This is a genomic window from Pseudogulbenkiania sp. AW2-16, from assembly GCF_056824575.1.
Map to the genome: position 1 here is coordinate 527514 of NZ_CP157668.1, position 25516 is coordinate 553029.

The 25516-nt window shown below is 64.8% G+C and carries 23 protein-coding genes; 4 read left to right on the top strand and 19 right to left on the bottom strand.

Features of this window, described 5'->3' with window-relative positions; translation table 11 throughout:
• Positions 1–24 precede the first annotated feature (24 nt).
• The 3 genes from recG to ABKF58_RS02570 form a co-directional block, all read right to left on the bottom strand.
• Entirely contained in the window at positions 25–2073 is a 2049-nt protein-coding gene (gene recG / locus ABKF58_RS02560) for an ATP-dependent DNA helicase RecG (RefSeq protein ID WP_482583275.1), read from the bottom strand.
• An 80-nt stretch (positions 2074–2153) separates the two neighbouring features.
• Positions 2154–2588 (bottom strand): DUF2147 domain-containing protein, encoded by a 435-nt coding sequence (locus ABKF58_RS02565; protein ID WP_482583276.1) that lies wholly within the window; start codon positions 2586–2588, stop codon positions 2154–2156.
• A gap of 82 nt (positions 2589–2670) precedes the next feature.
• Positions 2671–3516: a PhzF family phenazine biosynthesis protein gene (locus ABKF58_RS02570; RefSeq protein WP_482583277.1), complete on the bottom strand. Its 846-nt coding sequence runs from the start codon at positions 3514–3516 to the stop codon at positions 2671–2673.
• Between the two features lie 337 nt (positions 3517–3853).
• Here ABKF58_RS02570 and sstT point away from each other — a divergent pair, with 337 nt between their 5' ends.
• A complete protein-coding gene (gene sstT, locus ABKF58_RS02575) occupies positions 3854–5104 on the top strand; it encodes a serine/threonine transporter SstT (protein ID WP_482583278.1) in 1251 nt (416 codons plus the stop codon).
• A gap of 120 nt (positions 5105–5224) precedes the next feature.
• Here sstT and ABKF58_RS02580 read toward each other — a convergent pair whose 3' ends face one another.
• From ABKF58_RS02580 to ABKF58_RS02655, 16 genes are all read right to left on the bottom strand, one after another.
• Entirely contained in the window at positions 5225–5608 is a 384-nt protein-coding gene (locus ABKF58_RS02580) for a RidA family protein (RefSeq protein WP_008953463.1), read from the bottom strand.
• A gap of 2 nt (positions 5609–5610) precedes the next feature.
• Positions 5611–6795, bottom strand: coding sequence for a radical SAM family heme chaperone HemW (gene hemW, locus ABKF58_RS02585; protein ID WP_482583279.1), 1185 nt, complete (start codon positions 6793–6795; stop codon positions 5611–5613).
• Positions 6796–6907: 112 nt separating this feature from the next.
• A complete protein-coding gene (rdgB, locus tag ABKF58_RS02590; RefSeq protein WP_482583280.1) occupies positions 6908–7501 on the bottom strand; it encodes an RdgB/HAM1 family non-canonical purine NTP pyrophosphatase in 594 nt (197 codons plus the stop codon).
• A gap of 249 nt (positions 7502–7750) precedes the next feature.
• On the bottom strand, positions 7751–8788 hold the full coding sequence (gene dusA / locus ABKF58_RS02595) for a tRNA dihydrouridine(20/20a) synthase DusA (protein ID WP_482583281.1): 1038 nt from the start codon (positions 8786–8788) through the stop codon (positions 7751–7753).
• A 328-nt stretch (positions 8789–9116) separates the two neighbouring features.
• Positions 9117–9584 carry a peroxiredoxin gene (locus tag ABKF58_RS02600; protein WP_482583282.1) on the bottom strand — a complete coding sequence of 156 codons (468 nt, stop codon included), beginning with the start codon at positions 9582–9584 and terminating at the stop codon, positions 9117–9119.
• A gap of 100 nt (positions 9585–9684) precedes the next feature.
• Positions 9685–10656: a hypothetical protein gene (locus ABKF58_RS02605; protein ID WP_482583283.1), complete on the bottom strand. Its 972-nt coding sequence runs from the start codon at positions 10654–10656 to the stop codon at positions 9685–9687.
• A gap of 11 nt (positions 10657–10667) precedes the next feature.
• Positions 10668–12131, bottom strand: a complete 1464-nt coding sequence (locus tag ABKF58_RS02610; protein WP_482583284.1) for a hypothetical protein — start codon at positions 12129–12131, stop codon at positions 10668–10670.
• Positions 12132–12196: 65 nt separating this feature from the next.
• Complete coding sequence (locus tag ABKF58_RS02615) at positions 12197–12394, bottom strand: hypothetical protein (protein WP_008953478.1); 198 nt, start codon at positions 12392–12394, stop codon at positions 12197–12199.
• A gap of 396 nt (positions 12395–12790) precedes the next feature.
• Positions 12791–14089 (bottom strand): NAD(P)/FAD-dependent oxidoreductase, encoded by a 1299-nt coding sequence (locus tag ABKF58_RS02620; RefSeq protein WP_482583285.1) that lies wholly within the window; start codon positions 14087–14089, stop codon positions 12791–12793.
• 70 nt (positions 14090–14159) lie between these two features.
• A complete protein-coding gene (locus ABKF58_RS02625; RefSeq protein WP_014085886.1) occupies positions 14160–14990 on the bottom strand; it encodes an ABC transporter permease subunit in 831 nt (276 codons plus the stop codon).
• Between the two features lie 10 nt (positions 14991–15000).
• Positions 15001–15972 (bottom strand): ABC transporter permease subunit, encoded by a 972-nt coding sequence (locus tag ABKF58_RS02630; RefSeq protein ID WP_008953481.1) that lies wholly within the window; start codon positions 15970–15972, stop codon positions 15001–15003.
• A complete protein-coding gene (locus ABKF58_RS02635; RefSeq protein WP_014085884.1) occupies positions 15969–17099 on the bottom strand; it encodes an ABC transporter ATP-binding protein in 1131 nt (376 codons plus the stop codon). Before ABKF58_RS02635 ends, ABKF58_RS02630 begins: the two co-directional genes overlap by 4 nt.
• A gap of 66 nt (positions 17100–17165) precedes the next feature.
• Positions 17166–18266, bottom strand: a complete 1101-nt coding sequence (locus tag ABKF58_RS02640) for a polyamine ABC transporter substrate-binding protein (protein WP_294864325.1) — start codon at positions 18264–18266, stop codon at positions 17166–17168.
• A gap of 81 nt (positions 18267–18347) precedes the next feature.
• Entirely contained in the window at positions 18348–19766 is a 1419-nt protein-coding gene (locus ABKF58_RS02645) for an aspartate aminotransferase family protein (protein ID WP_482583286.1), read from the bottom strand.
• 19 nt (positions 19767–19785) lie between these two features.
• Positions 19786–21114, bottom strand: a complete 1329-nt coding sequence (locus ABKF58_RS02650; RefSeq protein WP_014085881.1) for a glutamine synthetase family protein — start codon at positions 21112–21114, stop codon at positions 19786–19788.
• A 47-nt stretch (positions 21115–21161) separates the two neighbouring features.
• A complete protein-coding gene (locus tag ABKF58_RS02655; protein ID WP_482584322.1) occupies positions 21162–21908 on the bottom strand; it encodes a gamma-glutamyl-gamma-aminobutyrate hydrolase family protein in 747 nt (248 codons plus the stop codon).
• Positions 21909–22487: 579 nt separating this feature from the next.
• Between ABKF58_RS02655 and ABKF58_RS02660 the strand changes: the two genes are divergently transcribed.
• From ABKF58_RS02660 to rstA, 3 genes are all read left to right on the top strand, one after another.
• Complete coding sequence (locus ABKF58_RS02660; protein ID WP_008953488.1) at positions 22488–23036, top strand: cupin domain-containing protein; 549 nt, start codon at positions 22488–22490, stop codon at positions 23034–23036.
• A 40-nt stretch (positions 23037–23076) separates the two neighbouring features.
• Positions 23077–24567 carry an aldehyde dehydrogenase gene (locus tag ABKF58_RS02665; protein ID WP_482583287.1) on the top strand — a complete coding sequence of 497 codons (1491 nt, stop codon included), beginning with the start codon at positions 23077–23079 and terminating at the stop codon, positions 24565–24567.
• A gap of 240 nt (positions 24568–24807) precedes the next feature.
• Positions 24808–25515: a two-component system response regulator RstA gene (gene rstA / locus ABKF58_RS02670; protein WP_008953490.1), complete on the top strand. Its 708-nt coding sequence runs from the start codon at positions 24808–24810 to the stop codon at positions 25513–25515.
• Position 25516 lies beyond the last annotated feature (1 nt).

Sequence of the window (25516 nt, forward strand, 5' to 3'; positions counted from 1 at the left end):
GGGCCGCTACAAGCGGCCCTTTTTTCATGCCTTGAGGAAGTGTTCGCGCCCGGCCAGCCAGCGCGTGAGATGGGCCGCGGCTTCGTTCGGCCAACGTTTGAGCAGTTCGGGGGCCAGTTCCTTGGCCGCTTCCAGCAGTTCGATATCCTGCTCCAGGTCGGCGAAGCGCAGCATCGGCAGGCCGCTCTGGCGCGCGCCGAGGAATTCGCCGGGCCCGCGGATGTTGAGGTCCTGGCGAGCGATCTCGAAGCCGTCGGTGTTTTCGTAGATCACCTTGAGCCGTGCCTTGGCCAGTTCCGACAGCGGGGTATCGAACATCAGCACGCAGGCGCTCTTGGCGGCGCCGCGCCCGACGCGGCCGCGCAACTGGTGCAGTTGCGCCAAGCCCATGCGCTCGGCGTGCTCGATCACCATCAGGCTGGCGTTGGGCACGTCGACGCCGACCTCGATCACCGTGGTGGCCACCAGCACCTGCAGCTCGTTGGCGGCAAACGCCGCCATCACCGCCGCCTTTTCTGCCGGTTTCATGCGGCCGTGCACCAGGCCGACGCCCCATTGCGGCAGGTCTTCGGCCAACTGGGCGTGGGTGTCGACCGCGGTCTGCAGCTGCAGCGTTTCCGATTCCTCGATCAGCGGGCACACCCAGTAGGCCTGCTGGCCGCCGCTGCAGGTGCGGTCGACGTAGGCCACTACCTCGTCGCGGCGCGCGCTGTTGATCAGCTTGGTGACGATCGGGGTGCGTCCCGGCGGCAATTCGTCGATCACCGAGACGTCGAGGTCGGCGTAGAAGCTCATCGCCAGGGTGCGCGGGATCGGCGTGGCCGACATCATCAACTGGTGCGGTTCGCCGCCCTTGCCCTGCAGCGCCAGGCGCTGGCCGACGCCGAAGCGGTGCTGCTCGTCGACTATGGACAGGCCCAGGTTGTCGAACACCACCTCGTCCTGGAACAGCGCATGGGTGCCGATCACCAGCCGCGCCTGGCCGCTGGCGACCTGCTCCAGCGCCGCGCTCTTCTGCTTCTTGCGCAGCGAGCCACTGAGCCAGGCCACCTCGATGCCGAGCGGCGCCAGCCAGGCGGCGAGCTTGAGATAGTGCTGCTCGGCCAGGATCTCGGTCGGCGCCATCAGCGCCACCTGGAAGCCGGCCTCGATCGCCGCCAGCGCGCTCAACGCCGCGACCACGGTCTTGCCGCTGCCGACGTCGCCCTGTAGCAGACGGTGCATGGGGTGGGACTGCGCCAGATCGGCGGTGATTTCCCCCAACACCTTCTGCTGCGCCGCGGTCAGCGCGAATGGCAGGCCGGCGGACAGCGCGACGCGCAGCCGGCCGTCGCCGGCGATCACCGGCGCCTTGCCGCGCCGCCGCGCCCGGTACGCCAGCCGCATCGACAGCTGCTGCGCCAGCAGTTCGTCGAACTTGAGGCGCTGCCAGGCCGGCAAGGCCGGGTCGGCAAGCTGGCTGGCGGAGTATTCCGGCGTCGGCGCGTGCAGCAGGCGGATGCAGTCGGCGAACGGCAGCAGCCGGTGTTGCTCGCGCACCGCCTCCGGCAGGGTGTCGCTCAGGCTCTGCGTCTTCAGTTCTGCATGGATCAGCCGGCGCAGCACCGGCTGGGTCAGGCCGTTGACGATGGGGTAGACCGGCGTGAGGCTGTCGGCCAGCGGATCGCCCTCGAGCACCTCGCGAATTTTCGGATGCACCATTTCGTCGCCGCGAAAACCGCGCCGCACCTCGCCCAGCGCGCGCACACGCTTGCCTTGCGCCAGCTGCTTGAGATGATTGGGATAGAAATGGATGAAGCGCAGCATCAGCGTGCCGCTCTTGTCCTCGAGCTGCACCAGGAGCTGCTTGCGCGGGCGGTACTGCACTTCGTGCGCCACCACCTCGCCCTCCACCAGCACCGCCTGGCCATACGGCGCCTGGGCGATCGGGTAGAGGTGCGTCTCGTCCTCGTAGCGCAGCGGCAGATGCAGGACGAGATCGAAACGGCGGCGAATGCCCAGCTTCTCCAGCCGTTTGGCGGTAGCGGGCGCCACGGCGGGCGGCTGGCTGGCGATATCGGGAAAGGTGCTCATCACCGACCGATTGTACCGAAAAACAAAAAGGCGGAAGACACTGCGGTGTCATCCGCCTCGTCGGGCGTCGGCATGCAGTCTTACTGGCGTTCCCACACCTGGGTCCGCCCCAGCAGCGACACGCCGAGGAAACCGCGCACCTCCAGCTTGTTGCCGCCGTCCACCAGCTTCATCTTAGCGCTGTAGACCTTGCCCGACTTGGGATCGAGTATCTCGCCGCCGTTCCAGACTTCACCGTCCTTCTTCAGGCCCCAGACGATGGTCAGACCGTTGATCGGCTTGCCCTTGTTGGCGCCGTCGCACTTCTCGCACACGGCGTCCGGCTTGTTGAACAGTTTGACGATCCGGCCCGAGAGCTGGCCGTCGGCGCCCTCGCTGATCTGCACCAGCGCCTTGGCCTGCTTGGTTTCGTCGTCGATGGTCTTCCAGGTGCCGGCGGCGCTTTGCGCCCAGGCCGCCGGTGTCAGCAGCGCGCAGGCCAGGACCAGCAGGGTTGCTCTTGTCGCGTTTTTCATGGTGTTTTCTCCTCGTGTCAGCCCACTATTTAAACGTTGGTTTGGAGCCGTGACTCGAGGATGCCCGTGCACCGGGCCAGCGTCAAGAATCGGGGAGCTCGAACACCCCGGACGCGACAAAAATGACACGCCCGCCCACCCTCACGCGGCCCGCCGCATCGACCGACAGTTGCAGCACGTTGAGGCGGTCGATGGCGTGCCCCTGCTCGATGCGCCAGGCCAGAGGATGGCGCCCGTTCAGCGCGCACCAGCCGCCCAGGTTGGCACAGGCCGAACCGGTGCCCGGATCCTCGATCACCGCGCCGTGCTGCTCGAAGAACAGCCGCACCGTGGCGACGTTGTCGCTCTCGTGCCACAGGTAGGCAACGCTGCGCCCGGGCTGAAGCGTGGCACGCTGCATGAACAACTGGGGGTCGGGGCGCGCCGCCAATACCGCCTCACGGCTGGCGATACGCACCAACAGCTGCTCGGCGCCGGTGTCGAGCCATTCCGGTGCGGCGACGATGTCGGCTTCGGCCAACCCGAGCATCTCGGCGGTATCCGCCAAGCCGAGTCCGGACGGGCGTGCCGTGGCGGCGTTGGCCTGCAGCGTGAACACGCCATCGCGCTGCGTCAGCGGAATCGGCCCGGCCTCGGTTTGCAGCACGAAGTCGTCGCCGGCCCGCCCCAGCCGATACAGCACCGCGGCGCTGCCGAGCGTGGGGTGGCCGGCGAACGGCATTTCGTAACTTGGGGTGAAGATGCGCAGGCGTGCCGCCGCCTTACTGGAGGGGAACAAAAACACCGTTTCCGACAGGTTGAACTGGCGCGCGATGGCCTGCATGGCCGCATCGTCGAGCCCTTCGGCATCGGTGAAGACTGCCAGCGGGTTGCCGCCGAAGTGGCTTTCGGCAAACACGTTGACAAGCTGGAAGGGGAACAGGCGCATCGCGACTCCTCGGCAGGCAATGAAAATGCTTGATTAGGCCATAGCCCCTCGCCTCACGACAGATGACGCCGCCAAACAGTCTGTTCTGCGCCGGCGTCATGACACGCTACCGCGCGGACCCGCGCGCAGCGGATGCTGCATTTTTTCTCATCAGTGAAATTTGTTATGATCATCCGCTGATGCGCTTGTTTTCCATTGCTTTATCGTCGTAAAACACACACCTTTCACTGCGGAAAAGCCGAAAGCCATCGATCAGCGGACTGTCATGCATCAGCTCCAAAAGCGCTGCCGGCATCCTGTCCGCCCTTGCCAACCCACGATCTGCGACAGGGACCTTATGCAGCAGAAATCTTCCATCTTCAGCCGGATCACGAGCGGCAGCATCGTGCTGCAGATTCTGCTCGGCATGCTGGCCGGCATGGCACTCGCCATGACTGCGCCGGAAGCGGCCAAATCCGTTACCTTCCTCGGCAGCCTGTTCGTCAAGGCGCTGAAGGCCATCGCCCCGCTGCTGGTCTTCGTGCTGGTAGCCAGCGCCATCGCCAGCAAGAAGCAGGGGGTGCAGACCAATATGCGCCCGGTGCTGACGCTGTATCTGGTCGGCACCTTCCTGGCCGCGCTGACCGGCGTGATGGCCAGCTTCCTGTTTCCGACCCAGCTGACCCTGGCGGCGGCGGCCACCGGCACCACGCCGCCGGGCGGGATCGCCCAGGTGATCAACAACCTGGTGTTCCAGATCGTCGACAACCCGATCAACGCCATCGCCAGCGCCAACTACATCGGCATCCTGGCCTGGGCGGTAGCGCTGGGCATGACGCTGAACCATGCCAGCGACAGTACCAAGCAGATGCTGAACGAAGTCGCCGACGCGGTGTCGCGCATCGTGCAGATCATCATCCGCTTCGCCCCGGTCGGCGTATTCGGCCTGGTGTCCGACACCATCGCCACCACCGGTTTTGGCGCGCTGTTGGGCTACAGCCAGCTGCTGCTGGTGCTGGTGGGTTCGATGCTGTTCATCGCGCTGGTGGTGAACCCGGTGATCGTGGCGCTGACCCTGCGTCGCAACCCGTTCCCGCTCGTGTTCACCTGCCTGCGCGAAAGCGGCGTGACCGCGTTCTTCACGCGCAGCTCGGCAGCCAACATCCCGGTCAACATGAACCTGTGCAAGAAGCTGGGTCTGAACGAAGACACCTACTCGGTATCGATTCCGCTGGGCGCCACCATCAACATGGCCGGCGCAGCGATCACCATCTCGGTGCTGAGCCTAGCGGCGGTGCACACCCTGGGCATCCATGTCGACCTTCCCACCGCGCTGCTGCTGTCGGTGGTGTCGACCGTCGCCGCCTGCGGCGCTTCCGGCGTGGCCGGCGGCTCGCTGCTGCTGATTCCGATGGCGTGCAGCCTGTTCGGCATCAGCAACGACGTGGCGATGCAAGTGGTGGCCGTCGGCTTTATCATCGGCGTGGTGCAGGACTCCGCCGAGACCGCACTCAACAGCTCCACCGACGTGCTGTTCACCGCGGCGGCCTGCCCGGCGGCCGGCGACGTCGCCGACTGCGAACCGGAGCTGGCCAGCAACGAGGCCTGAGCGTCGCGATCTCCCCCTCCTAAGGCACCCGCGCGGTGCCTTTTTTGCGTGCCAAGGTTGGCCGAAGGCAAAGAAAAAGCGGCCACCAGGGCCGCTTTGACTGCCGATTCGGGCGGGCGCTTATTCCAGCACCAGCACCGCGTCGGCTTCCACCTGCACGCCCTTGGGCAGGCTGGCCACGCCGATGGCGGCGCGCGCCGGGAACGGCTGGCTCATGTACTGCCCCATCACTTCGTTGAACACGGCGAAGTTGGACAGATCGGTCAGGTAGGCGTTGAGCTTGACGATCTGGTCGAGCGAGCCGCCGGCGGCTTCGCACACGGCCTTGAGGTTCTTGAACACCTGGTGGGCCTCGGCGGCGAAACCGCCTTCCACCACGGTCATGGTGGCCGGGTCGAGCGGGATCTGCCCCGACAGGTACACGGTGTTGCCGGCCTTGACGGCCTGCGAGTAGGCGCCGATGGCGGCCGGGGCGTTATCGGTGTGGATGATTTCTTTTGCCATGCTCATTCTCCTTCTTTCAGAAACAGGGTTAACAAGTCGTTGAGGAAACGCTGGCCTTTCAGCGTCGGCTTGAGTTCGTTCAGACCGCGTTCGATCAGCCCCTGCGCCTCGGCCTCGGCCAGTTCGCGCTGGATGTGCGTCAGCGGCAGGCCGGTGCGCTCGGCGAACAGGCGCAGCTCGAAGCCGTCGGTCAGGCGCAGCAGGTTCATCATGAATTCGAACGGCAGGTCGGCGCGGGCGATGCGCTCGCGGCTCTGCGCCGGCCGGCCCTCGGCCACCGCCTTGAGGTAGGCCGCCGGCTGCTTGTAGCGCATCTCGCGCACGATACCGTCGTGGGCGCTGATCTTGGCGTGCGCCCCGGCGCCGATGCCGAGGTAGTCGCCGAACTGCCAGTAGTTCAGGTTGTGGCGGCACTCGCGGCCGGGCCGGGCGAAGGCCGAGGTTTCATAATGGCCAAAGCCGGCCTCGGCCAAGCGCGCTTCCAGCGCCTCCTGCATGTCGGCCGACAGTTCGTCGTCCGGCAGCTTGGGCGGCAGGTAGCGCGCGAACAGCGTGTTGGGTTCGATGGTGAGGTGATACGCGGAAATATGCGTGACGCCAAACGACAATGCAGTGCCCATATCCGTCAGAGCCTGCTCCAGGGTCTGGCCGGGCAGCGCGTACATCAGGTCGAGGTTGACGTTGTCGAAGTGCGTCAGCGCGATATCGACCGCGCGTCGCGCCTCGTCACCGTCGTGGATGCGTCCGAGCGCCTTGAGGTGCGCCGGGTCGAAGCTCTGGATGCCGATCGAGAGGCGGTTGATGCCAGCCTCGCGGAAGCCCTTGAACTTGTCGGATTCAAAGGTGCCGGGGTTGGCCTCCATGGTGATCTCGGCATCCGGATAGAGCCGCACGCGGGCGCGGATGCCGGCCAGGAGCGTGTCCATCGCCCGGGCCGAGAACAGGCTCGGCGTGCCGCCGCCCATGAAGATGGTGTGCACCGGCCGCCCCCACACCGCCGGCAAGGCGCTTTCGAGGTCGGCGAGCAGCGCCGCGACGTAGGCGTCCTCGTCGAAGCCGTTCTTGGCCTCGTGCGAGTTGAAGTCGCAGTACGGGCACTTCCGCACACACCAGGGGAAGTGGAGGTAGAGCGACAGCGGCGGCAGTTCCCGTAATCCGCTCAGCCCCGAAAGCGATATCTTTGTCACCGTCACTGCGCGGCCCCTCGCCGTACTTCTCGTACTGTCTCGTCGCGGCTCGTTCGGTTTCGCGATCTCGCTTCCAGTGCGTTGCGGCTTACCATTTTGTCATTCACCTGGCTCATGCCAGCGCCTTGAGCTTGGCCATCAGTGCCTGCACCGCCTGGCCGCGGTGGCTGACGCGGTTCTTCTCGGCGGCGTCGAGTTCGGCTGCGGTGCGACCGTAGCCGGGCAGCAGGAAGTACGGATCGTAGCCGAAACCGCCCTCGCCGCGCGCGCTGTCGATCACCTCGCCGTACCAGACGCCGTCGGCGACGATGGGCTGCGGGTCGTCGGCGTGGCGCACCAGCACCAGCACGCAGTAATACCAGGCGCGGCGGTTGGGCTCGCCGGCCAGCTTTTCCAGCAGCAGCGCGTTGTTGCGCGCGTCCGATTTCGGTTCGCCGGCGAAGCGTGCCGACTGCACGCCGGGGGCGCCGGCCAGCGCCTCGACGCAGATGCCGGAATCGTCGGCCAGCGCCGGCAGGCCGGTGATGCGGCTGGCGTGGCGGGCCTTTTCCAGCGCATTTTCCAGAAAGGTGTGGTGCGGTTCCGGGCTCTCCGGCACGTCGAACTCGCCTTGCGGATGCACGGCAACGCCGAGTTCGGCAAACAAGGCGGAAAATTCTTTCAATTTACCGGCGTTGTTGCTCGCCAGCACGATACGGTCGAACATGCGTTCTCCTGGAGTGAAACCTGCTACCGGCTGCGATTTAGCCATAGATACGCGCGCATCGGAAGCGAAAAATCAGGAACAGTCAATTCAGCAGAAAAATTTCTTATAATTAGAAATTTTTGCTGAGTATTTGTTAATAAATGGTTATTTACACCAAGAAAAACAAGATAGAAGCGACATAGCCCTGATGCAAAAATAACGGCCGGAGGGACGCGGGAGTCCCGCCGGCCGCTTGCCGCTCGCCATGCTTCAGTCGCGGCGGGTCGCGTCGCGCGCCGCCAGCAGCAGGCCGGCGGCGGCCCCCTTGAGCAAGGCGGCGTCGGACAGCATGCGACGCCAGGCGCGGGCACCCGGCAGGCCCTGGTAGAGACCGAGGATATGGCGCGCGACGTGGCGCAGCTGGGTGCCGGGCTCGGCCAGACGCTGCTCGATATACGGCAGCATCGCCTCGACCACGGCGTCGCGGGTGGCCTCGGTGTGGGCGTCATCGTAGAAACGCGCGTCCCAGTCCGCCATCAGCCACGGGTTGTGGTAGGCCTCGCGCCCCACCATCACGCCATCCACATGCTGCAGGTGGCGGGCGATCTCGTCGTTGCTCTTCACCCCGCCGTTGAGCAGGATTTCAACGTCGGGAAAATCACGCTTGAGACGGTAGACGTAGTCGTATTTCAGCGGCGGGATTTCGCGGTTTTCCTTGGGCGACAGGCCCTTGAGGATGGCATTGCGGGCATGCACGATGAAGGTGGCGCAACCGGCCTCGACGATGTGGCCGACGAAGTCGCGCACGTAGCCGTAGTCTTCCACCGCGTCGATGCCGATACGGTGCTTGACGGTGACGTCGATGCCGACCGCGTCACGCATCGCCTTGACGCAGTCGGCCACCAGTTGCGGCTCGGCCATCAGGCAAGCGCCGAACGCGCCCTTCTGCACCCGTTCCGAGGGACAGCCGACGTTGAGGTTGACCTCGTCGTAGCCCCATTCTTCGGCCAACTCGGCGCAGCGCGCCAACTCGTCCGGCTCCGATCCACCCAGTTGCAGCGCGACGGGGTGCTCGCACTCGTGATAGCGCAAATGGCGCGCCACGTCGCCGTACAGCAGCGCCCCGGTGGTGACCATCTCGGTGTAGAGCCAGGTGTGCCGGGTGATCTGGCGGGCGAAGAAGCGATAGTGGCGGTCGGTCCAGTCCAGCATCGGCGCCACGCTCAGGCGCCGGGGCGGCAATTTGACCGGATTTCCTTGCTGGGCGCGGTTTTCGATACCGCTGCCGAGGTGTTCTTTACTGTTCATGTAGGCCGATTGTTGCCCGGTTTCGACGCGTTGGCACGACGGCGACGGCCGCTTCGGGGTGTCAGCGCACCGCCCTGAAGTGCCCCATGCCCTACTCGCGGCAAATACTGCTAAGCAATTGAAAAAACGGAAGATTATTCCATCCCACCTAAGGCATGGTCAAGCATGGCGGAAAGGTCATCTTGGCAAGTCCAGCCGCTTCGCAGCGGAAAAGCGGGTGCGCGCTTCGGACACGCAATGGGAATTCGACCAGTAACGAACAGGATACCCACGAAAAGTACAATAGGGCTCCGGAATCGGCACTGCATCGCCATTGCGCTCGGGATGGTCAGCCCGTTTCTTTTAGCCGCGCCAGCACCATGGCTGCGCATTGGTCAGGAGGGAACACCGGGTAAAACACCCGGTGGATTTTACCGGCTCGCAGCACCAGTACCAGGCGTTTATAGAACTCTTTGCCGTGAGCCTGAAAAGTGGGCAAACCGAGCCGATCACGCAACTGAAACTGTGGATCGCTCAGTAATACCAGCGGCAAAAGGGTACGGTGTTTGAATTCGGCCTGCTCCTCCGAGCGTTGGCCGCTGATGCCAAAGAGCGGGTAACCCAGTTCCTGAAATTCAGGGTAGTGGTCTCGAAAGCCGAGCGACTGCAAGGTGCAGCCTGGTGCCCCCGGAATAGCGTCCCAATCAGGGATGGGATCTTTGCCCGGCACCCCGGTTGCCGGATAGACATAGACGACAGCCCGCGCTTGAGCAATGTGCGCCAGATTCCACTGCTCGCCCTCCGTTGCCGTCAGCATGATATCCGGCACTACCCTATCAGGCAGATGCGCACATGCGCCATCGTCTTGTGGAACCGGTAAATCAGGGGGAGGGAATAAGGGTTCGGGTCGGATTTACTCATGATTGCTCCTTGCTGGCCGCTTGCTGATTCATCACTGAGGCGAAACGCTGGGTCAAGGTATGGTGATCCAGGCGCAGCCGCACATAACGGGCGGCTGCGATGGCACGATCCAATGGTGACCTCACCGCCATTTCCGGGGTGTTCAATTGCTGCTCAGCATGGAGTGCGCAGGCCTGCATGACCTCGATCAGGTTTTGGCTATCGAGGCTGCCGAGGGTCAAGCAATATCGCCCCCGCAACTCCCGCACAGCGATAAAGTCCAGTTGATACAGCAAGTAGAACAACAGATAAGGCACGAGTCCGTATGGCGCTTGTCGCGCACTCAACAGGCCTTCGCGGTGCACGCCGAAACGCAGCATCAGATTGTAGAGAAAGATTTGAGCCGCCTGCTCCTGTGGCAGCAGTTGGACGGCAAAGCCGAAGGCATTGAGATCGGCGCGCAGTTCTTCCAGATAAACCAGTGGCCAGGCCGTTTTACCGGCGATGAAAAAATAACCGTCACGTTGTTTGGTGAACACGTCGTAGGAGAGAAAATGTCCAGCCTCATGCAGCATGTATTCATTGGCGATGATCAGCTCAAGATGGCACAGATACCGGAAGATGCGAGGAAAATCGTCGGGAAACAACGCTTTGATGTAGCGGGCCCTGCTCAGCCAATTTTGCTGGGATTTGAGCACGTCGACGATATCCGCCGGCATGCCGTCGGCGCCGGGCTCGGGAATGAACAGATCGCGCTTGTAGAGGATGTCAGGCTCGCTGGCAAACTTTCCACTGCGCCGGCTGACCAGCACGGGCAGCAGGGAAACCCGGGTATGGCCGGCCCATTGCGGATGGCGGCGTAAGGCACCATTGATTTGTTCGTTACTGACAAGGCCATGGTCGCAATACCATTCGCCCTCCAGCACCGAGGGGGCGTAGTCGCGCCGGCTCTGCACGCGGTAGTCGCCTCGTAGTGAAAAGTGGTTCATGGTGTACAGGCTCAGACATTGAGCAAACTGGCCGGTACCCGATCGTGGTTCGCGGCGCAGCGAGCTATCAGTTCATCCAGTTGCAGCAGGGCGGCCGGCGCTCGGCGAACCGCAAGTGTACGGCCAAGCTCACGCTCCAGCGCGGCACCCCACTCTCCCCCCAGCTTGAAATCCTGAACGCGTTCGGCCAGCAGGCTCGCCAGCATCAGCCAGGTAGACGGGCAATGCGCCGCCTCCTGCATATGATTGACAAGGGCTACACACCATGGCCCGGGTGCAGGCGTTTTATCCATTGCGGGCAAACGGCGCGAGAGTTTCTGCGCATATCGCCCGCAGGCGATGAGCTGGTCGTGGCCACGCGCAAAGCCAAGCGCGCGAAAGGCACTTGCATGAAGCCCATGGTGGAGATGGGCCATGTCCGTGGCGGATAGCCGAGGAGAGATGTCCATCGCCTGAACCTGCCTACCTAGGCATCCGAGCATGGTATCTTGGTCGGCATCCGGCACAGGTGGCTGTCTCAGTTGTAACCGCCCAGAGTCATCCTGCTGCAGGATGTCATCAAGGCCGCTGCGCAAGAAGTAGAAGGCCAACCAGGCATGGCTCAATGCCCGCTCCAGTTGCGCGGCGTCCACTTCGGCATCGGACGCCAATAATTGGCCAAGTCCATCGGCATGCTCTTGCTCCACATCGATTTGGATGTGCTGCTTCCACGGGGTGAATAAGCCTTGTACCTGGTACTGCTGTTCCACCGTCTGATAAAAATCGTCGCTATCGCTCTCGAAGGCGATGCTGGACTCCTGAAAATAGGCAATCAGCACATGACCCAAGGGATCGGATTCGGCGACTTGCAGCGTGTGTTCTTCAAAGGCCAATGATGACGGCAGCGGCAGATACGCTTTGATCTCCCCCGGCCCCACATCATGTAGCAAGGGGGTATCGAGCGAGTAATAGGCATCGCAATGCCAATACTCCTCCAACGCGTCCTGCCGGAAGAATGTGGACCAGCCCGGATGCTTGCCGAGCGAGGCCATGCGTGCCGCAACAATGCCGGCCGCACGCGAGATGTGGTAGTTGTGGATCAGCCAGGCGAGCAAGCCGTTGCGACTGGCTTGGCCATGGCGCAGACGTTGCCAGGCCGGATGCGCGTAATAGGCGGCGTACCATTCGGAACGAAGCGGATCGAACAGGGCTTTCACTTCCCTTAGCGAATAGCGTGGCTTGGGCGGTGAAGTAAAACAGCCCTGGGCATTGAGCAAGGACACGAGAGGTTCGGCCACCGGGTGGGCAAGCGCCTCGGCGCGGGCGATTTTCCGGTGGAGCAGATCATCGATCACCGGGTGTGACTTCACCCAAGCCATGGGCAGCGCCACTTCCCACAAAGCGTAGGAGATTGTCGCCTTGTCCTCAGAAAAGACCACCGAAACATCTTTTTTCAGTTGTCCGCCGATGAGACTGCCGGATACACCGTTGTACATGGAAGAAGCATTCCTACCTGGGAGAGTGGCCCCTACACAAGCGCCCTTGTGCAGGGGCCACGGCATCAGCGCACAATGACCGAAGCCGCCCTGGTGATGACTCTTACCTCGGTACCTTTCGGCAGTTCGAGGAGATCCAGCAGTTGGTGGATTTTTCCCGGGTTGTCATGAAGCGAAGTCAGATCGCCTGTCATGGTAATTGGCTTGCCACCCTGTTTCGACAGGATGTGGATTTCAGTTTCCGCGTTTGATTTTTCTTGCATGATGCAACTCCTCATGATTGATGATCACATCTGGCGAGCGCCTCTTAAATGGGCCGGTAGAGCCATACGCACATTGGCATCAAATATGATTTTGTCGTCGCCAATGGAATAGTAGCTCTCGACACTCGCAATACAAGCTCATAATCAGTAAGGGAATTTTTAAACCAAGCGCTTGAATTTGCGGGATTTGTAGCCGCCGCGTCCTTGCTGCAAAACCGTTAGCGACGCTAACCAAACCCGACGATGCCATACCACTCGGCGTCACCAGAATCAGTGACGATATGGCTCACGGGAAGTCCGGATAAGCGTCCTGACACGTGACATTAGCCTCGCTAACCGATCTCCTGTCGTCGAAGGCCGACGCAGAACGCTTGACCAGTGTGGCCTGGAAACTGCTTACAGACAGTCGCGCAGGCGGTAGTAGCTGGTGGCCAGCAGCAACGCCGGCGTGCGCAGCAGCGTGCCGCCCGGGAAGCGGCGGTGCGACAGGCGCGCGAACAGGTCGAAGCGCTCGGGCTCGCCGTGGATCGCCTCGGCCATGAGCTTGCCGGCGAGCCCGGTGAGCGCCACGCCGTGGCCGGAGAAGCCTTGGGCGAAGAAGATGTTCGGGCGCAGCCGGCCGAAGTGCGGCGCACGGTTCATGGTGATGTCGACGAAGCCGCCCCAGTCGTACTCGACCTTGACGTCGGCCAGCCCCGGAAACACCTTGAGCATGCTGCGGCGCATGGCGTCCCGAAGCCCTATCGGCGTCATGCCGGTGTAGCTGACGCGGCCGCCGAACAGCAGACGGGTGTCGCGCGTGCAGCGGAAGTAATCGAGCACGAAGTTGGCGTCGCACACCGCGAGGTCGGTCGGGATCAGGCTCCGGGCGCGCGCTTCACCCAAGGGCTCGGTGGCGATGATGTAGGTGCCGACCGGCATGATCTTCTGGTCGAGCTCGGGCACCATCTTGCCGAGGTAGGTGTTGCCGGCCAGCACCAGCGATTCGGCGCGCACCTCGTGCCGCCCCGCCTTCACCCGCACCGTGGCGCCCGGCACGATCTCGCCGACCGCACTGTGCTCGAAGATGCGCACCCCGGCGGCCTCGGCGGCGCGCGCCAGCCCCAGCGCGTACTTGAGCGGGTGGAGGTGGCCGGCGTCGGGCTCGAACAGGCCGCCGACATAACGCGCCGAGTTCACCATCTCCGGCAGGCGCTCCTTGCCGATCAGCTGGAAGCGGTCGTAGCCGTAGCGGCGCGCCGCCTCCTCCTGCCAGGCCGCCTGCTCGCGCAGCTGGCGTGCCTTGAGTGCGGCGTGAAAATAGCCCCACACCAGTTCGGCGTCGATGGCGTGCTTGGCACAGCGCTCGCCCACCAGGGCGACCGCCTCGCATGTCATGTTCCATATTTCGCGCGCGGCCTCCTGGCCGAGGGCGTCGCGCACCGGATTCATGCCGCAGGCGAGGTCGGACAGCACCTGGCCGCCGTTGCGGCCGGAGGCGCCCCACCCCACCCGCGCGCCCTCCAGCACCACCACGCGGTAGCCGCGTTCGGCCAGCTCCAGCGCGGCCGACAAGCCGGTGTAGCCGGCGCCGAGCACGCACACGTCGGCCGAAAGCGATTCGCTCAGGCGCGGCCTCGGCGTGAGCTGACCGGCACTGGCGGTGTACCAGGAATCGACGTGTTCCTGACCGGCAAACTGCAAAGACCCGAACATGATTCCTCCTTGTCAAAGGCGATAAAAAAACCCGCGGCGCCGGGAGCGTGCCGCGGGCAGGCAGGCGACGTCAGGCCGCGGCGGCGAGCCGGGCGCGGCGCCGTTCCGCCTTCACCATCATGCGGTTGGCGCCGACCACCAGCAGCGTCACCACCAGCACCGTCATCGTCGCCAGCGCGTTGATCTCCGGATTCAGCCCCAGCCGCACGCGCGAGAAGATCAGCTGCGGCAGCGTGGTCGAGCCCGGACCGGACAGGAAGGCGGTGATCACCAGGTCGTCGATCGACAGCGTGAACGCCAGCAGGAAGCTCGACGCGATCGCTGGCGCAATGATCGGCAGTGTGATCTGGAAGAAGATCTTGAACGGGCGCGCGCCCAGGTCCATCGCCGCCTCTTCCACCGAGCGGTCCATCTCCACCAGGCGCGAGCGGATCACCACCGTGACGTAGGCCATGCACAGCGTGACGTGGCCTACCCAGATGGTCAGCATGCCGCGCTCGGCCGGGAAGCCGAACCACTGCTGCAGTTCGACGAACAAGAGCAGCATCGACAGACCGGTGATCACCTCGGGCATCACCATCGGCGCGGTGAGCATGCCGGCGAACAGGCTCTTGCCCTTGAACGGACCGAAACGCGCCAGCACCAGGCCGGCGATGGTGCCCAGCACCACGCTCATCGCGCTCGAGAGAAAGGCGATCTTGAGACTCAGGCCGAACGCCGAGATCACCGCGTCGTCGTTGAACAGCACCCCGTACCAGTGCGTCGAGAAGCTGGCCCACACCGTCACCAGCTTGGAGGCGTTGAACGAGTAGACAATGAGGATCAGGATCGGCACATAGAGGAAGGCCAGCCCGGCGCCGAGCGTGAGCTTGCCGAAACCGCTGATGTCTTTGCTTTGCATGTCATCTCTCCTAGCGCGCGGCCGCCCGTGCCAGCGCTTTCTCTTCGCGCTTGTGCAGGTAAATGATCGGCGCGATCAACAGCGCCACCATGACGATGGTCACCGACGCCGCCATCGGCCAGTTGTTGTTGTCGAAGAACTCCATCCACAGCACCTTGCCGATCATCAGCGATTCGGGCGTGCCGACCAGTTCCGGGATCACGAACTCCCCCACCGCCGGGATGAACACCAGCATCGAGCCGGCGATCACGCCGTTCTTGGAGAGCGGCAGGGTGACGCGCAGGAAGGTCTGCCACGGCCGGCAGCCGAGGTCGGCCGAAGCCTCCAAGAGACGCCCGTCGAGCTTCACCAGGTTGGAGAACAAGGGCAGGATCATGAACGGCAGGTAGGCGTACACCATCACGATCTGCACCGAGAGCTGGGTGTGCATCAGCTGCAGCGGCTCGTCGATCAGCCCCAGCGCCAGCAGCGCCTGGTTGAGCAGGCCCTCGTTGTCGAGAATCCCCATCCAGGCGTAGACGCGCACCAGGAACGAGGTCCAGAACGGCAGCATCACCAGCATCAGGAGCGTGTTGCGCTTGGCCTCCGGCGCGCGCGCGATGGTGTAGGCGATGGGGTAGCCCACCACCAGGCAGATCAGCGTGGTCACCCCGGCCATGTAGAGCGAGCTGAGGTAGGCGTCGAAGTACAGCGGATCACCGAAGATGTACCGGTAGTTGCCGAAGTTGAGCGCCAGGCTGACCACGTCTTCGGCACGAGAGAGCAGCGCCCGGTACGGCGGCGAGGCGATCTCGACGTCGGAGAAGCTGATCTGCAGCACGAACAGGAACGGCACCAGGAAGAACAACAGCAGCCAGCCGTAGGGAATCGCCGTCACCAGCGATTGACCACGCGGCAGGGCGCGCTGCCACCAGGCGGACCGGCGCGCAGGGCGCGCCGCCGCTGCGCGGGAATCCCGCAGCGAAAGGAGTCGGCTCATCATTGCGTCAGCACCACGGCGTCGTTGTCAGTCCAGCTGACGAATACCGGCTCGTTCCAGGTCGGAGCCGCCTCTTCCCGCCAGTGCGTGGCGGGCACGCTGGCCTTGACCACCTTGCCGGAGTCGAGGCGCACGTGGAAGATCGAGAAGCCGCCGAGGTAGGCGATGTCGCCCACCGTGCCGGCCGCCCAGTTGCCGGCGGCCACCGGCTGGCGCCGCGACACGCCGACGCGCTCCGGGCGCAGCGACAGCCACACCGGCATGCCCATGGTGCCGGTGATGCCGTGGCCGACGCGCACCGGGCGCGGCAGTTCGGTGGAGTGGATGCAGACGTGGTCCGGCTCGTCCTCGACCACGTGGCCACCGAACAGGTTGGTCTCGCCGATGAATTCCGCGGTGAAGCGGCAGTTGGGGTGTTCGTAGATTTCGCCCGGGGTGGCGACCTGCAGCAGCTGGCCTTCGGACATGATGCCGATGCGCCCGGCCATGGTCATGGCCTCTTCCTGGTCGTGCGTGACCATGATGCAGGTGACGCCGACCTGCTCGATCATGTTCACCAGCTCGAGCTGGGTCTGCTGGCGCAGCTTCTTGTCGAGCGCGCCCAGCGGTTCGTCGAGCAGCAGCAGTTTCGGGCGCTTGGCGAGCGAACGCGCCAAGGCGACGCGCTGCTGCTGGCCGCCGGAGAGCTGGTAGGGCTTGCGGTGGGCGTACTTCTTCATCTGCACCAGTTCCAGCATACGCTCGACGCGCTCGGCGATGTCGCTGCGCGACAGGCGGTCCTGCTTCAGGCCGAAGGCGATGTTCTGCGCCACGGTCATGTGCGGGAACAGTGCGTAGCTCTGGAACATCATGTTGATCGGGCGCTCGTACGGCGCCAGGGCGGTGATATCCTCGCCGTCGAGGATGATCTTGCCCGAGGTCGGCGTTTCCATGCCGGCGAGCATGCGCAGCAGCGTCGACTTGCCGCAGCCGGAGCTGCCCAACAGCGCGAAGATGTCGTTCTTCGCGATCGACAGGTTGATGTGGTCGACGACGGTGTTGTCGCCGAATTTCTTCACGACGTCGACGATTTGCAGGTAGGACTTGGCACCGGCCGTCTTGGCGGCCTGGTGCAAGGACGATTCAGCCATGTTCACGATTCTTCCCCTCCGGGTCGGCCGCCCGCGCACGGGTGCGCGGGCGGCCGCACCTTCAGCTCACTTGCGGGTTTTCACTTCGGTCCAGAGACGGGTCTGCAGGCGCTGGGTCTTGGCCTCGAGCGGCAGCTGGATGAAGCTCTTCTGCTGGATTTCCGCAGTCGGGTAGATCGAGGCGTCGTGCAGGAACTTGGCCTCGATCTGCCCCTTGGCGGCCTTGTTCGGGGTGGCGTAGCTCACCGCCTTGGCGTTGGCGGCGGCCACCTCGGGGCGCATCACGTAGTTGATGAAGGCGAGCGCGTTGTCGACGTTCTCGGCGTCCTTCGGGATCGCCATGCTGTCCATCCACAGCATCACGCCGGACTTGGGCGCCAGCACGCGCAGCACTTGGCCGTTCTTGGCCTCCTCGGCGCGGCGCTTGGCGATGTTGAGGTCGCCGCCGTAACCCAGCACCAGGCACAGCGAGCCGTTGGCCAGCTCGTTGATGTAGCCCGACGAGGAGAAGCGCGTGATGTAGGGGCGAATCTGCTTGAACAGGTTGGCCGAAGCCTGCCAGTCGGCGTCGGCGTTGCTGTTGGGGTTCTTGCCCAGGTAGTGCGCGGCGATCGGCAGCACCTCGGCCGGGCTGTCGAGCACCGACACGCCGCAGGACTTGAGCTTGGAGACGTACTCGGGCTTGAACAGCAGGTCCCACTCGTTGGCCGGCAGCGGGGTCGAGCCCAAGGCGGCCTTGACCTTGCCGGCGTTGATCGCCAGGGTGTTGATGCCGTAGAAGTACGGCACGGCGTAGGCGTTGTTGGGGTCGAACTTGGTGGCCTGCGCCAGCACGTCCGGGTCGAGGTTCTTGTAGTTGGCGAGCTTGGCCTTGTTGAGCGGCTGGTAGACGCCGGCCTTGATCTGCTTGGCGAGGAAGGCGTTGGTCGGCACCACGATGTCGTAGCCGGAACGACCGGTGAGGATCTTGGCCTGCAGCACCTCGTTCGAGTCGTAGACGTCGTAACGCACCTTGATGCCGGTTTCCTTCTCGAAGTTCTTCACCGTGTCCGGCGCGATGTAGTCCGACCAGTTGTAGATGTTGAGCACCTTGCCGTTGGCGAAGGCCGGCACGGCGGCGGCTGCCAGCACCCCGGCAGCGATGACGTTGAACATGCGTTGGCGCATGGTTTTCTCCTGTGTAGACATGCGGACGAATCGGAGGGGCCGTCTGTAATCGATGGTATGGGCGGCCCGCTCCGACCGCGGTTACAGACGACCGAGTTCGCGCGCGAGCTGGTCGAGGCACTTCTTGGCGAGGCCGACGAACTCCCTGGCCTCGGCACGGCTCATGGTGAGCGGCGGCGCCGAGATCATGCTGTCGCCGGTGGCGCGCATCACCAGGTTGTTCTGGAAGCAGATATCGCGGCAGCGCAGCGCCAGCTCGCCGCCGTTGGCGAAGCGCTGGCGGCGGGCCTTGTCCTCGACCAGGGTCACGGCGAAGAAGAAGCCCAGGGTGCGCACGTCGTCGACCAGCGGGTGGTCGTCGAAGGCGTTGTGCCACAGCTGGTGGGCGTACGGCATGACGTCCTCGCGCATCTTCTCGATGATGCGTTCGTTCTTGAGGATCCTCAGGTTCTCGGCGGCGACGGCGCAGGCCACCGGGTGGCCCGAGTAGGTAAAGCCGTGGTTGAAGTCGCCCGACTCGGCGATCACCTTGGCGACCGTGTCGTGCACCAGCACGCCGCCGATCGGCTGGTAGCCCGAGGACAAGCCCTTGGCGATGGTCATCAGGTGCGGGCGGATGCCGTAGTACTGGCTGCCGAACCAGTGGCCGGTGCGGCCGAAGCCACAGATCACCTCGTCGGCGATCAGCAGGATGCCGTACTGGTCGCAGATGCGCTGGATCTCGGGCCAGTAGGTCGACGGCGGGATGATGATGCCGCCGGCGCCCTGCACCGGCTCGCCGATGAAGGCGGCGACGTTCTCCACCCCCAGTTCCAGGATCTTCTTCTCCAGCTCGCGCGCCGCCTTGAGGCCGTACTCCTCCGGAGTCAGGTCGCCGCCGTTGGCGTACCAGTACGGCTGCTCGATGTGCGCGATGCCGGGGATCGGCAGGTCGCCCTGCTCGTGCATGTACGTCATGCCGCCGAGCGAGGCGCCGCCGATGGTGGAGCCGTGGTAGCCGTTGACGCGCGAGATGATGGTCTTCTTCTGCGGCTGGCCCAGGCTCGCCCAGTAGTGGCGCACCATGCGGATCACGGTGTCATTCCCCTCGGAGCCCGAGTTGGTATAGAACACGTGGTTGAAGCCGTCCGGCGCGATCTCGGCCAGCAGCGCCGACAGCTCCACCACCGGCGGGTGGGTAGTCTTGAAGAAGGTGTTGTAGAACGGCAGCTCGCGCATCTGCCGGTAGGCGGCTTCGGCCAACTCCTCGCGGCCGTAGCCGATGTTGACGCACCACAGGCCGGACATGGCGTCGAAGATCTTGTTGCCGTCCGAATCCCACAGGTAGACGCCGTCGGCGTGGGTGATGACGCGGCTGCCCTGGGCGTTGAGCGCGGCGGCGTCGGAGAACGGGTGGAAATGGTGCGCGGCGTCCAGCACCTGCCACTCGCGCGTGCTGCGCTGGCCGGCCTTGCGCTCCGTGACCTGGCGTACTTCGGCAAAGTTCATATTCAGATTCATGATTCGCTCCTTCTCGTTCTCACACGTGCAGCAGCAGGAACTTGCGCTCCCACGGGCTGATCACGCGCGCGTATTCGATGTATTCGGCTTCCTTCACGGCGCAGAACGCCTTGACGAAGTTCTCGCCCAGCACCTCGGTGACCGGCTTGCAGTGCTGCAACTGGGTGATCGCCTCGTCGAGGCCGCGCGGGAAGGCGAACGGCAGGCCGTAGGCGTCGCCGGTCAGCGGCTCGCTCGGCTGCTGCCGCTCGACGATGCCGAGCCAGGCGCAGGCCAGCGTCGCGGCGAGCGCGATGTACGGGTTGCAGTCGACGCCGGGCAGGCGGTTCTCGATGCGGCGCCCGGCCGGGCCGGAGTGCGGCACGCGGATGCCGCAGGTGCGGTTGTCGTAGCCCCACTGCACGTTGATCGGCGCGGCGGTGTGGCGCACCAGGCGGCGGTAGCTGTTGACGAACGGCGCGAACAGCGCGATCACCTGCGGGAAGTACTTCTGCATGCCGCCGATGCTGTGGAAGAACGCCTCGCTCGGGCTGCCGTCGGCGTTGGAGAACACGTTCTTGCCGGTGTGCTTGTCGACCACACTCATGTGGATGTGCATCGCCGAGCCGGGCTCGCTCTCCATCGGCTTGGCCATGAAGGTGGCGTACATGTTGTGGCGGATCGCCGCCTCGCGCACGGTGCGCTTGAACAGGAACACCTGGTCGGCCAGGTCGAGCGGGTTGCCGTGCAGAAAGTTGATCTCCATCTGGCAGGCGCCGACCTCGTGGATCAGGGTGTCGATCGCCAGGTTCTGCGCGTCGCAGAAGTCGTAGATCTCCTCGAACAGGTCGTCGTACTCGTTGACGGCGTCGATCGAGTACGCCTTGCGCCCGGTTTCCGGGCGACCGGTACGGCCGATCGGCGGCTGCAGCGGCAGGTCCGGGTCGCGGTTGACGTCGACGATGTAGAACTCCATCTCCGGCGCCACCACCGGCTCCCAACCCCTGTCCTCGTACAGCTTGAGCACGCGGCGCAGGATGTGGCGCGGCGACTGCTCGACCGGTGAGCCGTCGAAGTGGAAGCAGTCGTGGATCACCTGCGCCACCGGGTCCTTGGCCCATGGCACCAGGCGGATGGTGTTGGGGTCCGGCACCAGCACCATGTCCGGATCGGTGTCGGCGGAAATGCCCTCGGCGTACTCGCCGGTCACGGTCTGCACCAGCACTATCTCGGGCAGGCGCATGCCCTCTTCTTCGCTGAATTTCTCTTTCGGCACGATCTTGCCGCGCGCGATGCCGGTGAAATCAGGGATCACGCATTCGACTTCGGTAATTCGGTGTTCTCGCAGCCATTCGCTCAGAACGCTCATGGTTGCCTCCTTTGTAGCGATTCAGTTTTTGGGTGTTGGGGCAAGTCTCAGCCGCGTCGATCCCGACGAGCGGCGCAAGCCTTGCCAAACGCTTCGAGAATGGCCAGCGACAGGGGGTTGTCCTGGTACTGCCATTCCGGGTGCCACTGCACGGCGAGCGCGAAGCCGCGCGCGCCCTTGACGCTGAACGCTTCGACCAGCCCGTCCGGGGCATGCGCCTCGGCTTGAAGCGCCGGCGCCAGGCGGGCGATACCCTGCCCGTGCAGCGAATTGACCTGGGCTTCACACAGGCCGCTGAGGGCCTGCAGCACGCCGCCGTCGACGAAGCGCACCGGGTGCGCCAGCGCGTACATCTCGTCGAGCGTGCCGCCCGGGTCGCGGTGGTCGTGCATGCCCGGCTCCTCGTGCACCTTGCGGTGCAGGGTGCCGCCGAGCGCGACGTTGATTTCCTGGAAGCCGCGGCAGATGCCCAACACCGGCACCCCGGCGTCGATCGCGGCGCGGATCAAGGGCAGCGTGGTGGCGTCGCGCTCGGGGTCGTTGAAGTCGCCGTCGACGCTGGCCGCGCCATAGTGGTGCGGCTCGATGTTGGACGGGCTGCCGGTGAACAACAGGCCGTCGACCAGCTCGAGCATTTGTTCGAGCGGCGTCGCCTCGCCCAATGCCGGCAGCAGCAGCGGCAGACCGCCGGCACCGACCGCGGCGCGGACGTACTTCTCGCCGACCAGGTGGAAGAACTGGGACTCCTTGAGCCACCAGCGACAGCAGGGAATTCCGATGACAGGGTGTTTCATCGCGATCGCACGCTCGCCGTCACACGGCGGCGCGCCTCCTTTGCAGCGTTGCGGGAATAAAAAAGCGGCGCCCAAAGAGGGCACCGCACAGAGGAGATCAGTGAACGCCGCCGCAAACACACGGCGAGCGTGAATCAGGTACTCCGCCAGAACGCCCGGCGCCAGCCGCGCGCCACTCGCACCATGCGCCAGACACCACGCAGCGGCGCGGCGCATGCCGGCGGCGGCGGCACGGGCGGCGAGCGGGGCGAAGCGGCGGATCGAACGGTTCTGCATCGGGTGCTCCTTGGGTGGGTGCGGCATGTTCCGACAGGCGGAACGCCGTATCGGGCTAAATTCAGTCTAAGCTCGTTAAATATAATTGACAAGCACCGTCAATTAAATTTTTACACACCTCCCTAACCGCCATCGTTGCCACACCTTTCACGCCCCGTTTCAGTGCTGCATAGCGTCAAATTTGTGCACCACAACAAGCGATAAGCGGGTTGTGATATACTTTGCCGGCCCATTACGCCTCGGCGACATCGTCAAAAATAATTTGACACAAGCCGTCAATTATTATCAACATTCGGAAACAACATGGACATCGGACCACGACTCAAGCTGGTGCGCGAACGCTACAAGCTGTCGCAACGGGAGCTGGCAAAACGGGCTGGCGTCACCAACGCCACGATCTCCCTGATCGAACAGAACCGGGTCAGCCCGTCGGTCAGCTCGCTGGTAAAGCTGCTCGAGGGCATCCCGATGTCGCTGGCGGATTTCTTCACCTTCGACGAGCCGCCGCGTGAAAACCGCTACGTGTTCCGGCCGGGCGAACAGCCCGACCTCGGCAACAACGGTCTGCGCCTGTTGCTGGTCGGCGCCACCGTGCAGGACCGCCAGATGCGCATGCTGCGCGAGCTGTACGCGCCGGGCGCCGACACCGGCCCGGAGGCGATCACGCACAGCGAAGGCGAGGAATGTGGAATCGTGGTGCGCGGCACCGTCGAATTGACCATCGACGGCCAGGTCAACGTGCTGCACGCCGGCGACGGTTACTACTTCCCGAGCACGCTGCCGCACCGCTTCCGCAACATCGGCCAGGACGAGGCCGAAATCATCAGCGCCAACACGCCGGCCAACTTCTGATCCGGGGCGGCGGCTGGCGCGCTACTTAGGAGAACGTGTTATGCCCCGCCTCACCCACGAGCAATGGCAAGCGCTGGCCGCGCGCCAGGTCTTCGAGGGCCGCGCCTTCATCGACGGCGCGTACGTCGCCGCCGCCGACGGCAAGACCTTCGCCACCGTCAACCCGGCCAACAAGCAAACGTTGACCGACATCGCCGAGTGCGGCGAAGCCGACGTGAACAAGGCCGTGGCCGCGGCGCGCGCCGCCTTCGAGGACGGCCGCTGGTCGGGCCTCGCGCCGTTGCAACGCAAGACCGTGCTGCTGACGTTCGCCGCACTGATCCGCGAGCACGCCGACGAGCTGGCGCTGCTGGAGACCCTGGACACCGGCAAGCCGATCGCCGATGCGCTGGGCGTCGACGTCGCCGGCACCGCCTACTGCGTGCAGTGGTTCGCCGAAGCGATCGACAAGGTCGGCGGCGAAGTGCCCCCGCTGGCGCCGAACCTGCACGGCACCGTCACGCGCGAGCCGATCGGCGTGGTGGCGGCGGTGGTGCCGTGGAACTTCCCGCTGTTGATGGCGAGCTGGAAGTTCGCGCCGGCGCTCGCCGCCGGCAACTCGCTGCTGCTCAAGCCGTCGGAAAAATCCCCGCTCACCGCGATCCGCATCGCCGCGCTGGCACAACAGGCCGGCATCCCCGACGGCGTGTTCAACGTGCTGCCCGGCGCCGGCGAGACCGGCCGCCTGCTGGCGCTGCACAGGGACGTCGACTGCCTCGCCTTCACCGGCTCCACCGCGGTCGGCAAGCGCATCATGGCGTGCGCGGCGGAATCGAACCTGAAGCGGGTGTGGCTGGAGTTGGGCGGAAAATCGCCGAACATCGTGCTCGACGACTGCCCGGACGTCGCCCAGGCGGCGCGCGCCGCCGCCGGCGGCATCTTCTTCAACCAGGGCGAGATGTGCTCGGCCGGTTCGCGCGTGCTGGTGCAGCGCGGCGTCTACCCCGAGTTCATGGCGGAACTGAAGCAGGCCGCCGAGGGCTATCGCCCGGGCGACCCGCTCAATCCCGCCACCGGCATGGGGGCGATCGTCGACGAGGCGCAGTACCGCCGCGTGCTGGACTACATCGCCATCGGCAAGCAGGAAGCCAAACTCGCCTTCGGCGGCCACGCGGTGCACACCGACACCGGCTACTACATCGCCCCGACCGCGTTCGAGACCTCGCCCGACGCGCGCATCGCGCGCGAGGAGATCTTCGGCCCGGTGTGCGCCGTGATCCCGTTCGACACGGCAGACGAGGCGATCGCCATCGCCAACGACAGCGACTACGGCCTCGCCGCCGCGGTGTGGACACGCGACGTCAGCCGCGCCCACCGCCTCGCCCGCGCCTTGCGCGCCGGCACGGTGTGGATCAACTGCTACGACGAGGGCGGCGACCAGAACCTGCCGTTCGGCGGCTACAAGCAGTCCGGCAACGGCCGCGACAAGTCGCTTCACGCGCTGGAGAAGTACACCGAATTGAAGTCGACGCTGCTGAAGCTGTACTCCTGAAGCGGCGCGCTCCGAACCACCCGCCACGGTGTTGCGGGCCACTTTACCGGTGGCCCGCTTTTTTACCTCTGCCTCCGCCAAGGTTGGCCGAAGCCGGGAACGGCGCCCTCCGCCGCCCCCCGCACCAATCCCACCGCTCCCCGAGTCCGCCGCCGCACCACGGTGCCACCGGCGCTGGCTTGAGAAGCGCCGGAACAAGGACGATACTGCCAGCCATCCCCATCCCCTCGCTGAATGCCCATGAACTACCGCCTGGTTTTTGTCGAAGACGACGCCGAACTGGCCGAGCTGATCCGCGACTTCCTGTCGCGCCACGACATGGAAGTGCAGATCGAGCCACGCGGCGACACCGCGCTCGCCGCCATCGCCGCCGCCCAACCCGACCTGGTCTTGCTCGACATCATGCTGCCCGGCAAGGACGGCCTGACGCTGTGCCGCGAACTGCGCCCCACCTTCGCCGGCCCGATCGTGATGCTGACCTCGCTCGACAGCGACATGCAGCAAATCCTCGGCCTGGAGCTGGGCGCCAACGACTACATCCTGAAAACCACGCCGCCGGCGGTGCTGGCGGCGCGCCTGCGCGCCCAGTTGCGCCAGCACCGCCCGGCCGCCGCCGCCGAAACGCCGGCCGCCATGACGCGCAAGCAGTTCGGCCAGCTCAGCATCGACCCGATCAGCCGCGAAGTGACGCTGGCCAGCGAGCACGTCCCCCTCTCCACCGCCGACTTCGACCTGTTGTGGCTGCTGGCCAGCCACGCCGGCGAAATCCTGGACCGCGAGGTCCTGTTCAAGGAGATGCGCGGCATGGAATATGACGGGCTGGACCGCAGCATCGACGTCGCCATCTCGCGGCTGCGCAAGAAGCTCGGCGACAACCCCGCCGAGCCCTTCCGCATCAAGACCGTGCGCAACAAGGGCTATCTGTTCGCCCCGGCCGGCTGGAACTGAA

What these genes read in the sequence shown, in the direction of transcription:
- recG (WP_482583275.1), bottom strand. Translation starts at nt 2,073, where the DNA reads ATGAGCACCTTTCCCGATATCGCCAGCCAGCCGCCCGCCGTGGCGCCC.
- ABKF58_RS02565 (WP_482583276.1), bottom strand. Translation starts at nt 2,588, where the DNA reads ATGAAAAACGCGACAAGAGCAACCCTGCTGGTCCTGGCCTGCGCGCTG.
- ABKF58_RS02570 (WP_482583277.1), bottom strand. Translation starts at nt 3,516, where the DNA reads ATGCGCCTGTTCCCCTTCCAGCTTGTCAACGTGTTTGCCGAAAGCCAC.
- sstT (WP_482583278.1), top strand. Translation starts at nt 3,854, where the DNA reads ATGCAGCAGAAATCTTCCATCTTCAGCCGGATCACGAGCGGCAGCATC.
- ABKF58_RS02580 (WP_008953463.1), bottom strand. Translation starts at nt 5,608, where the DNA reads ATGGCAAAAGAAATCATCCACACCGATAACGCCCCGGCCGCCATCGGC.
- rdgB (WP_482583280.1), bottom strand. Translation starts at nt 7,501, where the DNA reads ATGTTCGACCGTATCGTGCTGGCGAGCAACAACGCCGGTAAATTGAAA.
- dusA (WP_482583281.1), bottom strand. Translation starts at nt 8,788, where the DNA reads ATGAACAGTAAAGAACACCTCGGCAGCGGTATCGAAAACCGCGCCCAG.
- ABKF58_RS02600 (WP_482583282.1), bottom strand. Translation starts at nt 9,584, where the DNA reads ATGCTGACGGCAACGGAGGGCGAGCAGTGGAATCTGGCGCACATTGCT.
- ABKF58_RS02605 (WP_482583283.1), bottom strand. Translation starts at nt 10,656, where the DNA reads ATGAACCACTTTTCACTACGAGGCGACTACCGCGTGCAGAGCCGGCGC.
- ABKF58_RS02610 (WP_482583284.1), bottom strand. Translation starts at nt 12,131, where the DNA reads ATGTACAACGGTGTATCCGGCAGTCTCATCGGCGGACAACTGAAAAAA.
- ABKF58_RS02615 (WP_008953478.1), bottom strand. Translation starts at nt 12,394, where the DNA reads ATGCAAGAAAAATCAAACGCGGAAACTGAAATCCACATCCTGTCGAAA.
- ABKF58_RS02620 (WP_482583285.1), bottom strand. Translation starts at nt 14,089, where the DNA reads ATGTTCGGGTCTTTGCAGTTTGCCGGTCAGGAACACGTCGATTCCTGG.
- ABKF58_RS02625 (WP_014085886.1), bottom strand. Translation starts at nt 14,990, where the DNA reads ATGCAAAGCAAAGACATCAGCGGTTTCGGCAAGCTCACGCTCGGCGCC.
- ABKF58_RS02630 (WP_008953481.1), bottom strand. Translation starts at nt 15,972, where the DNA reads ATGATGAGCCGACTCCTTTCGCTGCGGGATTCCCGCGCAGCGGCGGCG.
- ABKF58_RS02635 (WP_014085884.1), bottom strand. Translation starts at nt 17,099, where the DNA reads ATGGCTGAATCGTCCTTGCACCAGGCCGCCAAGACGGCCGGTGCCAAG.
- ABKF58_RS02640 (WP_294864325.1), bottom strand. Translation starts at nt 18,266, where the DNA reads ATGCGCCAACGCATGTTCAACGTCATCGCTGCCGGGGTGCTGGCAGCC.
- ABKF58_RS02645 (WP_482583286.1), bottom strand. Translation starts at nt 19,766, where the DNA reads ATGAATCTGAATATGAACTTTGCCGAAGTACGCCAGGTCACGGAGCGC.
- ABKF58_RS02650 (WP_014085881.1), bottom strand. Translation starts at nt 21,114, where the DNA reads ATGAGCGTTCTGAGCGAATGGCTGCGAGAACACCGAATTACCGAAGTC.
- ABKF58_RS02655 (WP_482584322.1), bottom strand. Translation starts at nt 21,908, where the DNA reads ATGAAACACCCTGTCATCGGAATTCCCTGCTGTCGCTGGTGGCTCAAG.
- ABKF58_RS02660 (WP_008953488.1), top strand. Translation starts at nt 22,488, where the DNA reads ATGGACATCGGACCACGACTCAAGCTGGTGCGCGAACGCTACAAGCTG.
- ABKF58_RS02665 (WP_482583287.1), top strand. Translation starts at nt 23,077, where the DNA reads ATGCCCCGCCTCACCCACGAGCAATGGCAAGCGCTGGCCGCGCGCCAG.
- rstA (WP_008953490.1), top strand. Translation starts at nt 24,808, where the DNA reads ATGAACTACCGCCTGGTTTTTGTCGAAGACGACGCCGAACTGGCCGAG.